The organism is Paenibacillus ilasis (assembly GCF_043195395.1).
Lineage (GTDB): Bacteria > Bacillota > Bacilli > Paenibacillales > Paenibacillaceae > Paenibacillus_AQ > Paenibacillus_AQ lautus.
Genome location: NZ_JBHDJG010000001.1, coordinates 2,478,115 through 2,489,716, shown reverse-complemented (window position 1 = coordinate 2,489,716; position 11,602 = coordinate 2,478,115). Strand labels below are relative to the sequence as shown.

Here is an 11,602-nt window from a genome sequence, read left to right as displayed (position 1 = left end):
TCCCTCCCACACGGTTAATCCATCCAATGACCGCCCCTGCCGCAGCAATGAGCTCCGCAGGGACGATCGGTCTTCGGCTAATATTCAAGGTCAAGGACCATATACTTCGTCGATGGCCGCTTGAAACGTTGACTTATACTTCTCAACAACGGTGGAAACGGATATCCCTTCATTCAGCTCCCCGACGAAATCGTAGTACTTCAAATTCGGGAATGTATTGTGGTCAAGAATCATCATGTTTGGCGCCACCATTTTGGCGTTATTCAAGTCGTCTTCATTCGAGAATATCGTTTCGTATGAGCCTTGGTCCGGATAATCGTATACGGAATCAATGTCGTTGATTTTCTCCCAGATATACAGCAACTGTTCCGGATTTTCGACGGCTTTCGGAATGGTAAGCGCCTGGAAGAGTGCTTCGGCAGAGTGGTATTCCGTTGCGTTCGGCCCTTTTGGAAAAGGTACGAAACCGATGTCGTAATCCGGCATATCCGTCTGCAAGCCGCTCATCTCATAGAGGGCACCGGCGTACATTAATGTATTGCCTTGACGAAAAAATTGCCCTGGCTCCGTCCAGTCGCCGCCCTCGGTCGGTCTTGCTATTTTCTCGATGGCAATACGAGAAATGAATTGAAGTGCATCCAATGTTGCAGGATCATCGAGATTTTGCTTATCTTCTTTGGTCAGCCCCGTATTGTTGGAATACAAGGCATGGTCCATGAGCGAGGAGTTTGCTAGCCCCCAAGTGTCCAGCTTGCCATCGTTGTTCGTATCTTTGTTGGCTTCCTTAGCCACTTGGATGAATGTTTCCCAGTTCCAGTTATCTTCGTTCACGTACTCTTGAAGCGGCTTTAAGCCAAGCTGGTTCATAAGTGTACGATTGTAAAAGATGCCTTGAACCAGATTTGCTTGGTTTTCGGTAAATCCGTACCCCCTGCCTTTATACGTGTAGTATTCCTTCGTAACCTTTTGATTAAAGGCGATGGGGTTTTGGGTGTATTCGTCGATCGGCCAAAGCAGATCCTGTTTAACCAAGGTAGGCACCGTATAGGTTTTGCCAAGTCGAACGATATCGCCGATCGGCTCACCGGCTATCAGGGAAGCGGTAACTTTCTCTTGGTACTCGCCATAATCGATCGCCACGTACTCCACTTTAAAATTATGCTTTTTCATCAGGTCTTCAAGGTTCTTCTTGCGCTCGATATTGTCCGGGGTATCCTCCGGAATTGTCATATCCCACCAAGAGACGATTTTGATGGTCTTGCCGCCTAAATCAAAATCCATATCCGGCGTTCTGTAGACTTCTTCCTCGCCGCTGTTTTCGGTCTCGTCCGTTCCCTTCGACGTCTCGTTTTCAGTGCCGCTATTCGTCTCCGATTCCACGGTTTCTTGGTTGCCGCTGCTTGGGCTGCCTGAGCCTCCGCTGCAGGCTGCAAGCAGCAGCGCCAATCCTAATAACAGAACCATTAATTTGCGAACACGCATCTTTAATCCCCCTCAACGATTGATGTTTGGTCCATATTCATCCAAAGTTTAGCGCTTACATTTCCATGCAACAACCTGGGGAAATCGGGATGTTCAACCTGTGAAACGCTAGATAGCCAGCTTGTTCTGCGGCATGTTCACCGATCTTTATAACCCAGCTATGAAAGAAGTAAAGAACGGCTAGCTATGCAAAGAAAAGCACATTGTGAAGAACGGGATCGGGGCAACATAATGAAAGCGTAAACATTTTTGAATGATATTCCGTTTAAGGAAATGTACGGGGGGGGAGTCAACATATCTAAGATGCTGTATATCAATATAAGTTGCTATTCCGAAAGCGACATGTTTCGCCTGCAGGATTGGGGCAAATGCGGGATCAACATGGACATCTGCGAACATGATTGCGACGCATCGCTGCATCTGATCGAGGAGAATGGCTATTCGCTGGCCGTCATCAACATGAACGGCAACCCTACAGAAGGATTGGAACTGTGCGGTCGGATCCGGAGGATCAGCCGATTGCCCATCATCGTCATCGAGGATGCCATGAAATTTGCCGTCATCCGAAAAGCGCTGCAGCTTCAGGTCAGTGATTACTTGCCGAGCACGTTGCCGGCTGAGGAATTGGTGAAGAGCGTAGCAGCTATAAAGGCGAACCATCACCGCACTGAGGATGACGTGATCCACAGAGTGAAGGAATATGTAGGAAAAATGCTTCACGAAAATATTACCCTGAAAGACTTATCGAGCAAATTCCATTTCAACCGCTCCTATCTTGGTCAAAAGTTCAAGAACCATGAAAATATGAGTTTTAACGAATATTTGCTCATCCAGCGCATGGAAAGAGCGAAAATATTGCTGGAGCAAACGGATCTCAAGGTTTACGAAATTGCGTATGAGGTGGGCTATACGGAAATCGACTGGTTCTATAAGCGATTTAAATCCTATACCGGCGTAAGCGCGAACGAATATCGGAAGATGGTCGCCTCCTAATAGTTTTAAGGGAACGCGTCAACTCTCCCAGACTTTGGAGAACTCGCAGCAAGTTTTACAGGCCTATATCGACATTCGAAACCAAACGGACCTCAAGCTCAATTCCATGGTTTACGATGAGTATGCACCAGCCTTACAGCTCCCTCGTTTTTCAGACGGTTGGGAACCGCCTTCGGCGCCGACTCTGCGATGGATTTTCCATCATGTTTTCGATCATGAATCGTACCATGTCGGTCAAATCGGCGTCATCGCACGTCTGAACGACTTTCCCGGCCCCCTCTTCTGAACGTAAATCCGCTCTCTGCTGTCATCTGATTTCTCATCAGGGAAAATAACATGTCAGCAGTTCACTTCAGCTTTTCCATACTTTCAAGTTCCGGAAGTCCCGCTTCCGGACGTTTCTCGATGATCTATTGTACATTCAATGACAAGAACCACAACGGAAATGGCAAGCCATAACCAAATGTTCATTCCATTCCTCCACTCATCCAGGGTTTAAGTGATCTGCGACAAATTCAATCGGCTCGTCTGCCGCCCTCGATGTAATCATAAATATAAAAAGCCGCATTCAGCGGCTGCTTATATTACTATGTTTTTGTTACCCGACACTTAATAACATAAATGACATGAACATGATAATCGAAATATACCGTAGTCGCGATTCCCCATGGTGGAGTGGTTTTCCTCTCGTTACCGGACACTGCTTCTTTGCCAGCCACACTATGATCGGAACTCTACAGCTTAGACCGCCTCGGCCTCCGCTAATGCGGTTAGCAAATGCAGGTCTTTTTCTTGCTGCCGATGCGGCCCATCGACTCGATCTTGCCGATATATTCCGTTGCAATCGGAACTTTGCATGCCGTATCGCCGACATCCACATGCACCTTGCCGACCGACTCTGCGACAGCCTTCGCTTCCTCTGTTAATGCCTCAACGTATGCGCCGACCGAAATAACAAAAGTATTCATAACATAGCGTACCCAGTTGCGCTCACCGTGAATGGTGTCGCGCACTCTGGTTAAATAACTGCGTATCTCCTCCAAGTCGAGCGCTTCGTCTGGCGCAACCGATACATAATTGGCATATGTGCTCCATCCGCTTACAGCGACCAGTTCCTCCGGCGAATCAATCCACTCCACCGCCAGATCATGCGCATACGGACTCTCTGCGGCCACTCTGGCTACTGTATACTCGGCGGGCGAATGCCAATTGGCTCCCGTTACCCAATGCTGCAACTGTTCTTTGGTGATCGTCTTCGGATTGATGCTTAGCCCCGCCAGGTACATCGCATCATAGTTGCCGGAATCATACAACTGCAGAGCGAGTGCTTGGTCTTTTTTCACATGCTTAACGAGCCTCTTCATGTCCCCAATTTTGACGCCAAAGAACGGCTCTTTCGCACCATGGCGAATATAAGTGCTTTTCGTCTGCTCACTACCCATGCCAGCCAATGCTTCCATGATTTCTTCATAGGTCATCTATTATTCACGCTCCTAAACCTATATTAAATCTTCGAGAGGTTCGTTGTCATCATTTTGACTACTATGACCCGAATCTCGCCTTTCAGCCCCCTTGCGATTTGAATTTTTCCTGAAATTTTAACAACTTGTGGTGATACCAGCAAGCTGACACCACCTGCAGCGTGGATCAATAAGAATGATAACATTGGTGATATCGAAAAACAGACCGATTCAATATAGATATCGGTCTGTTTTGACGCAGGAAGAAAGAACGTTATAGCTTCTTGTAACTTAATCCTGATTTACTTAAAACCACTAGCGTCTACGGAAGTACCGAAGGCAACTTGCAAGTAACGCATCAAAAACAGTGATAAATACTCTGCCACCCTTGGCAATCAGGACCAATGGCGGAAGCGTCCGACGGTTCGGCGGCTGAAGTGGGTTGATATCCGACGTACCATGCGCGGGTTCGGTATCAGTCTTCGATAGCCTGATAGACCATGGTCCAGAAGTCGTGGATAAGATGCGCAGAATCCGGAGTGGACATCCCGACCTGGGTGAGCAGGATTCCGATGAGCTGTTTGTCGGGGTCGGCGTACGCCGAGGTACCGCTTCCGCCGTCCCAGCCGAACTGGCCGATTGACGCGTAGTCACCGCGGTAGGTGCGTACGGCCATCCCGAAGCCCCAGCCGCCGTGCTGCCCTTGGCCATGCGACAAATGGACATTGTTTTTGGCCAGGTCGTCCCGGAATGCTTGTTGCTCGGGCGTCAGACGGTTCGTTGTCATCAGCTGGACGGCGGGCCGGGACAGGATCCGTTCGGTCCCGTGCATCCCTTGGTTCAGTAGCATACGTAAAAACGCGTGGTAATCGTCAACGGTTGAGAGCAACCCACCACCTCCGGCTTGAAATGCCGGAGGCTTACTGTAGCGTCCGCCTGCCGCTTCGTCCCACACGATGAACTCTCCGGTCTGCGGATCAGGGACGTAGGCAGGCGGCAGCCGATCAATCTTGCCTTCGGGCACGTAGAAGCCGGTATCCTTCATCCCCAGCGGTTCAAAGATGCGTTCGCGCAGGAACGTCTCGAATGTCTGACCCGTGACCCTGGCAACGAGTACGCCGAGCACTTCGTTGCTCATGTGGTACTGCCACCGCTCTCCGGGCTGGTAGCATAGCGGGAGCGTACCCAGGCGGCGCATCCATTCATCCGGCTCAGGCATCTCCTGCCCTGGCGTATCAAATAATCCATTCTCGAAGATCGCGTTTTGGATCGGTGAGCCCATTAGCGTCATATCCACTCCGAGTCCGAACGTAGAAGTCAACAGGTCCCGCACGGTAATCGGCCGTCGCGCAGGCACCGTGTCGTCCAGCGGGCCGTCGGGTCGTTTCAGCACTTGCCGGTTGGCAAGTTCGGGCAGCCATGTGTCTACTGGGTCGTCGAGATGCAGCTTACACTCATCGAGCAGGATCATCACCGGGGCGGCCCCGACCATCTTGGAAGTGGACGCCATCCGGAATATCGTGTCCTGGCGCATCGGCGCGCCACCGTCATGGCGCATCGTGCCGATCGCTTCGACGTGCGTCTCCCCGTTCCGGCTGACTAGGGCGACGAGCCCTGGAATCTTCCCGGAATCGACATGTTTTGCCAGCACGTCGCGCATTCTGTGCAGCCCTGTTTCGGAGAAGCCTCCACTCTTTTGTTCCATCATCTTTATCATTAAGTTTCCCTCACTTTACTTTTTTTTTTCAGTCCTATTGTTTAAACTCCAAAATCTCTCCTTGCTTATCGCTTTCCTGCAAGCTTGGCATCGGATCCCCTTCCTTAAATGACCGTAACTTTTGACAAATCAGCATCCATGCCTTTCAGTAGAGCAAAGGTTAATTTATCCATCGTTGCACCGTCAAAGCAGATGGTTTTGATCATACGATAGTACTTTTTAGTCAATGTAAACCCCGGATGGAAAGAAACATGATGAAGAGTAGCGCCCTTGAACGAAACGTCGGTTAATGCAGCTTTCTCAAACTTGACGCCGATAAACGTCTGTCCGTCCAAACGTTTCCCGCTCAGATCGGAGTCCTTGAAGTCAACCCCATCAAATAAGCAATCTTCAAACATCGTGTTTCTAAGATCGGTCATCGTTAACGTGACGTCGGTCAGTCTTACTCCTGTGAATTTGGCTCCGTGAAGCTCAGACTTGCTGAAATTCGTTCGTACCAGGATCGTCTTATTGAAGCTTGCATTCGTCAGGTCAAGCATGGATAGGCTGCAGTCCGTCAGATTCGCGCCATCAAAATTGGCTTCCCGTACATCACTGCCCTTAAACGTACTGCCGGTCAAATCTGCGCCCAAAAAGTCGGAACCGTGCAATCCGCTGCCTTTAAACTGTCCTTTATGGGCCGTAACGTCTGCAAAATCGCTTTTCACCAGGTTGCTTGCGCTAAAGTTTGTCAGTGCATGCCGTTCCGGCGAGCGGGTGTTCATAGTCTGATTCATAACATTCACATCTCCTTATAATTAAGTTTTTAACAAGCTTATGAACTGGATCACCTATTCATACCAACCGTTGGTATGAATAGGTTGAAAAATAAGCTGCCTTTCGGCAGTTAGTTTTCTTTGATGATTTCTCTAGCTGACACACGAAATAGCTCCTCGTATCGTTGATACATTTGCTCATCGAATAGGTCAAGCCCCAAGCCTTTCAACATTTCATCGAAGAATCTTACCTTGCGCAACATCATCTCGGGCGAAGCCTGGATGACCTCCGGGTTTAGCCACAGGTTGGTGAGAATGACCAAAGCTTCGCTAAGTTCCCTTGGATAGTCAGTTCGGATCGAGCCGTCACGCATACCCTGTTCGATGATGGGTTGGATATAGACGGGTACGGCTTTTTCGATGATGTTCTCGATCTGCGCCGCCAACAGCTTCGGATTGCGTAAGAGATTCGGCCCGACCGATGCCAGTTCGTTGCGGGCAGCATTGTCGAGGGAGACTTGGGAAATCTTGCGGAGCTTCTCCAAGCCGTTCAGCCCATTGTCATCCCGGATGCCGGCCAGCATTTCGTCAACGCCTTTGAACGCATGATCGATGACAGCCTGCCAGATCTCTTCCTTCGACTTGAAGTGATGGTAAATAGCCCCTTTCGTCAGCCCGCCCAGTTCATTAATGATATCCTGAATGGAGGTTTGCTCGTATCCTTTTTGCATGAACAGGTTTAGAGCCACGGTTAGGATTTGGTTGATTGTTTCTTCAGGATATTTATTTCTTGCCATTTGCCCCCTCCTTTCATACATTCGGTTGGTATGTTACAAATATATCCAATCACTCTTTTGATGTCAACCCCTTTTTTTTAAAAAAACAGCAAATGGTCGAACCTGCTGTTCCTTATTTATAGCTATAGTTTCCAATTACGTCCGTTTTTTTGACTTAGGTTTCGTGAGTTCAAAGCTATGATGCACCATTTCGAAAATATCATCCTCTTCCATGTTACGATCTAAAATAATGGTATTCCAGTGCGTTTTGTTCATGTGATACGCAGGCTTAACATCTTCATAAATGTTGCGTAGGAAATCGGCTTTGTTCGGTTCACACTTGACGTTAAGGCAAAGATGTCCATCGAGGTTAAAAATCATTGCAAATATCTTCTTGTTTTTCTTGTGACGTAAAACAGTCCATTTATCATCAAACGGTTTGTCTTTATAAACATCGGGGTAGGTTAGGCAAAAGGAGATTATTTCCTCCTCCATCATTTTATTTTCCTCCTTGCTAAGAATAAATGTCTTTCTTATATAGAATGGGTATCACTTGAGTTTCCGTTCTTCCTTCCATAAAATAAATATAAGTTGAATCCCTATGATGATAGACACTCAACTTATACTAATTCTATCTTCTTACCGGAGGAATCATGAAACTAGTTGCTTTTTTTCCTTATCGAAATGATGTGAGGAAGATCCTGATCCCTTATTTAAACCAATTGACGGAAGAACAGTGGTATGCAACGCATCCCGCCCATCCCAACTCTATCGCCTGGATCGTTGAGCACATCGCACGCAGTGAAGACGAATGGATTAACGTCATTAGTTTTAAGGGAACGTGTCAACTCTCCAAGACTATGGATCATCCGCAGCAAATTTTACAGGCCTATATCGACATTCGGAACCAAACAGACCTCAAGCTCAAATCCATGGTTTACGATGAATGTGCACCAGCCATTCAGCTCCCTCCTTTTTCAGACGGTTGGGTACCGCCTTCGGCGCCGACACTGCAATGGGTTTTTCATCATGTTTTCGATCATGAGTCCTATCACGTCGGTCAAATCGGCGTCATCGCTCGTCTGAACGGATTCCCCGGCCCCCTCTTCTGAACGTAAAGATCAATTTCGTTTGTTAACGGTAAAGCCGGTTGTTATCCAACGTCGAACGAATTAAGCTACCGGAGCTATAGCCCAAGAGTTTGATCATTTAGTTGGCTAGAACAAGCAGTGGGTACAGTGTAATCGTACAGATATTTACGAATCAAGAAATTTTTTTGCGGCAGCCAAGAAAGCTGGTAAATTATCATCATGCACAAAGTGCCCGGCATCCTGTATCATCACCAATTCACAATTCGGAATAAGCTCAGAAACTTCGCGTAATTTGTTATGAGGAATGTGACTGGAGCCTCCGCCTATAATAAGAGTAGGCATGATAATGTCATTAAGACGCAACCACCAATCGGGATTGGGTTCATTAAGTTGCCGTAAAATCGAAGGCACTACTTGCCAATCAAACGGCAGGGGATCAGAAGGTTTGGCAGGAACTTGGATCGGCTTATCCGCAAAAGGAGGCGGAGTGTCTTCAACGATCAACCGTTCTATCCTCGACGGATAGAATTCCGAGAAAAGATAAGATACGGTTCCCCCCATGGAATGGCCAAGAAGCGTAAATCGTTCCAAATTCATGGCGTTTGCAAAATGAAACAAGTCATCGCACATCAGTTCAAAAGAGTATGTACCTATTCTTGCACTCCCCCCGTGACCCCGCTGATCTAAAGCTAAAACGCGGAATTTGTCTCCTAATGCAAAAGCGACTTGATCCCATGATTCTGCGCTTGTTCCAAGCGCGTGAAGTGCAACAAGCGGCGGTGCAGAAGGCTCCCCGCTCTCGCGATATTGAAAAGTGTGTCCATTCAATTCAATTTGCTTCACACGTGTTTCCATCTCCGCTCATCTCCTAATTTGAGATTTGCCCCTTTTAAACGGTAGACTAGATACAAACTCCCTTCTAATCTGCTTCTTTAGGAAACTGTAGATAAGTAGAAATGTAAATAGAACCGATAGAATTCGGGTTTTTTGTTGATATTATCCATGGGACCATTGACTACAAGTTCAAGCTGTTTACTAGGTGTATCTAAGGTGAGTGCTTCTTCCATGACAACAGGATCATCAGTGCAAGTAATCTCAAAATATAAAAACAATGCAAACGCTCCATTTTCTACTGTTTTTTTAGTATTAGTTTATTATTGAGTGAACATTTAGTCAATATAAAATAAAAACTGGAATCGCGCCAGACATTAGATAATCATCCGAAAGCGTTTTTAACGGAATATTGTACAACCACCAATTTAAAAAATGCTTGTTTGGCCGGCTGCCTTCTTGTTTTTATTGAACTAACGTTACCCGTTTCAATGATCCCTCATACCGAAACAAAGACGTATTTATCCCTTTATTGATGATCCAACGTTCTGTCTGTCTTCATCATTCAGGAGGTTTTTCGTACCGCGAACCACAATTCAACATAATTAAGGCCATCTCTGCCTCCATAGACTTCGAATTCCATCCCATCGACCTGTTCGTAACCTGCTGTTGGAAGCCATTCTGAATAAAAGCGGTGGTATAACGACTCAATGGAATCATTAAATTGATCCCATGTAAACAGTTCGGATGGGAATATAGCCCACGTGTGTGAAGGGATCGTGATTTCCGAATATCCTTCCGTTTTACTGGAATCGCTCTTAAATGAACACAGCATATACGGAAACGTATCCGTTTCGGTTTTTCGATAGCTGCACACTGCATGCACTTTATACAAATCCTTACTCAGATATAAGGTAATTCACCCGCATTGGTAGCGAGTCTCTCTACCTCCCCATTGGCATGGCATTGTTGCCATAATCCCCCCGGTGTAGTCGGTCCATCGCCATCTCCGCTTGTTTGAAACACTCTTTCAATACCAAATACTTGGAAAGATTCCTTGGTTTCGATCCGATAATTCATCGCCTCAACCCCTTTGATTGAAATAAGAAAGGAAAGCCGTGGATATGCTTTCAACGCGACGCTTTCTTGACGAGCCGTAGTTGGATTGACACCATGCATCGATTGAAAAGCTCTCGCGAAAGAAACCGGTGAATCATAACCGTACTTAATGGCAATATCAATCACTTTCGTATCGCTATTCAACAAATCAATCGCTGCAAGAGTAAGCCGTCTGCGTCGTATATATTCCGCCAGTGTAACATCCGTAATGAAGGAGAACATTCTTTGAAACTGATAACACGAACAGCAAGCTTGTCTTGCTATCTCCGTCAGGTCGATTTCTCCGGATATATTCATTTCGATATAATCCAATGCCCGATTCATCCTCGTAAGCCAATCCATTTCTTACCCTCCTCTCCATCGAAGTATAGAGTAACAGCGACTTTGTATCGCAACTTTTTATGCACAAGTAAGTTGGCATTATTTCCTCTACATGATTCGGCAGGGACGGATTTAACTCCTTTATTAATCAAAACTGCCCATAAGCTTAATAAAAAGGCTGTTGAATTCTAATTAGATATGTACCGAATCAGTAATCGGACCAACTTGATGTCCATTACGGTAATAGGCACAAGTTCTTCTCCTTGGCTCGGGACAAAAACTTGTACCGATAAAACAAAAAAGCCGCTAAATTAGCGACTTTCAATGGGACCATTTTTCAGATCCCTCGACATGGACAATGGGACAACGTTTTTGCCCTCCGTCAATTCCATATGGTAAATCCCCCCTAGATTTAGGCAATTATTTCAACCGGCCTCCCTTTTTATTACTTTCCTCCAACATGAAACACACCAATTACAGTTTCACCATCAACATCAAACAGCGGAATATCGTGACCATCTGGTGATCTTCTGTTCTGTATTGCAATGGCTTCCTCGGGTGATTTTGGCAGCTCGCCGTCTAAGTCTTTTTTTAGCACATATCCTGCAGTGCCATCCACACCTATAGCACTAATTAATTCAGGTTCCGTTTTTGGAGAAGTTGCATCTGAGCTAGAACCGTATGTCTGTCCGTTTTTATTTTTAGGATAGTTCATATGCTTATCGCTAATATGAAAAGAACCAATTATGGTTTTCCCATAAACATCATACAGTGGGACGTCACCAGGTTCACCGAGATAATCTTTTTTCAGCAAATACCCTTTAATGCCATTCACACTTCCCGCATGGATTAAATCTGGTAGCATTTCAACGGAGGTGGTTTCTTCAGCAGAACCGTATGTCTGTCCATGTTCATTTTCAGGATAGTTAGGAGAATTTGTGTGGCTTTGACTAGTCGTACTTTTAGCATATGTGTTTTGGAATACCATTACACCTCCTACTAAACAAACTATAAAAACCACACTAATCAATATTCTATTGCTTTTAGAATACATCCT

General features: G+C 46.3%; 10 protein-coding genes and 1 pseudogene. 2 read left to right on the top strand and 9 right to left on the bottom strand.

Annotated elements, in window-relative coordinates:
• Nucleotides 1–90: 90 nt before the first annotated feature.
• Nucleotides 91–1,482 (bottom strand): ABC transporter substrate-binding protein, encoded by a 1,392-nt coding sequence (locus ACETK5_RS11510; RefSeq protein WP_100537284.1) that lies wholly within the window; start codon nucleotides 1,480–1,482, stop codon nucleotides 91–93.
• 342 nt (nucleotides 1,483–1,824) lie between these two features.
• Here ACETK5_RS11510 and ACETK5_RS11505 point away from each other — a divergent pair, with 342 nt between their 5' ends.
• A complete protein-coding gene (locus tag ACETK5_RS11505; RefSeq protein ID WP_394055723.1) occupies nucleotides 1,825–2,475 on the top strand; it encodes a helix-turn-helix transcriptional regulator in 651 nt (216 codons plus the stop codon).
• Nucleotides 2,476–3,245: 770 nt separating this feature from the next.
• Here ACETK5_RS11505 and ACETK5_RS11500 read toward each other — a convergent pair.
• The 5 genes from ACETK5_RS11500 to ACETK5_RS11480 all read right to left on the bottom strand — a co-directional run bounded on the left by ACETK5_RS11500 (nucleotide 3,246) and on the right by ACETK5_RS11480 (nucleotide 7,681).
• Nucleotides 3,246–3,953 carry a DNA alkylation repair protein gene (locus ACETK5_RS11500; protein ID WP_326118724.1) on the bottom strand — a complete coding sequence of 236 codons (708 nt, stop codon included), beginning with the start codon at nucleotides 3,951–3,953 and terminating at the stop codon, nucleotides 3,246–3,248.
• A gap of 457 nt (nucleotides 3,954–4,410) precedes the next feature.
• Nucleotides 4,411–5,640 (bottom strand): serine hydrolase domain-containing protein, encoded by a 1,230-nt coding sequence (locus tag ACETK5_RS11495; RefSeq protein WP_394057402.1) that lies wholly within the window; start codon nucleotides 5,638–5,640, stop codon nucleotides 4,411–4,413.
• Nucleotides 5,641–5,756: 116 nt separating this feature from the next.
• Nucleotides 5,757–6,428: a pentapeptide repeat-containing protein gene (locus ACETK5_RS11490; RefSeq protein WP_394055721.1), complete on the bottom strand. Its 672-nt coding sequence runs from the start codon at nucleotides 6,426–6,428 to the stop codon at nucleotides 5,757–5,759.
• 110 nt (nucleotides 6,429–6,538) lie between these two features.
• Nucleotides 6,539–7,204, bottom strand: a complete 666-nt coding sequence (locus tag ACETK5_RS11485) for a TetR/AcrR family transcriptional regulator (RefSeq protein WP_394055719.1) — start codon at nucleotides 7,202–7,204, stop codon at nucleotides 6,539–6,541.
• Nucleotides 7,205–7,339: 135 nt separating this feature from the next.
• A complete protein-coding gene (locus ACETK5_RS11480; protein WP_394055717.1) occupies nucleotides 7,340–7,681 on the bottom strand; it encodes an MmcQ/YjbR family DNA-binding protein in 342 nt (113 codons plus the stop codon).
• A 155-nt stretch (nucleotides 7,682–7,836) separates the two neighbouring features.
• On the opposite strand from ACETK5_RS11480, the gene ACETK5_RS11475 reads away from it, so the two are divergent.
• On the top strand, nucleotides 7,837–8,295 hold the full coding sequence (locus ACETK5_RS11475) for a DinB family protein (RefSeq protein ID WP_394055715.1): 459 nt from the start codon (nucleotides 7,837–7,839) through the stop codon (nucleotides 8,293–8,295).
• A 144-nt stretch (nucleotides 8,296–8,439) separates the two neighbouring features.
• Here ACETK5_RS11475 and ACETK5_RS11470 read toward each other — a convergent pair whose 3' ends face one another.
• The 3 genes and pseudogenes from ACETK5_RS11470 to ACETK5_RS11455 all read right to left on the bottom strand — a co-directional run bounded on the left by ACETK5_RS11470 (nucleotide 8,440) and on the right by ACETK5_RS11455 (nucleotide 11,599).
• On the bottom strand, nucleotides 8,440–9,129 hold the full coding sequence (locus tag ACETK5_RS11470; RefSeq protein ID WP_100537290.1) for an alpha/beta fold hydrolase: 690 nt from the start codon (nucleotides 9,127–9,129) through the stop codon (nucleotides 8,440–8,442).
• Nucleotides 9,130–9,670: 541 nt separating this feature from the next.
• Nucleotides 9,671–10,566, bottom strand: a pseudogene (locus ACETK5_RS32495) (AraC family transcriptional regulator).
• Nucleotides 10,567–10,990: 424 nt separating this feature from the next.
• A complete protein-coding gene (locus ACETK5_RS11455) occupies nucleotides 10,991–11,599 on the bottom strand; it encodes a hypothetical protein (RefSeq protein ID WP_326118719.1) in 609 nt (202 codons plus the stop codon).
• Between the last annotated feature and the right edge of the window lie 3 nt (nucleotides 11,600–11,602).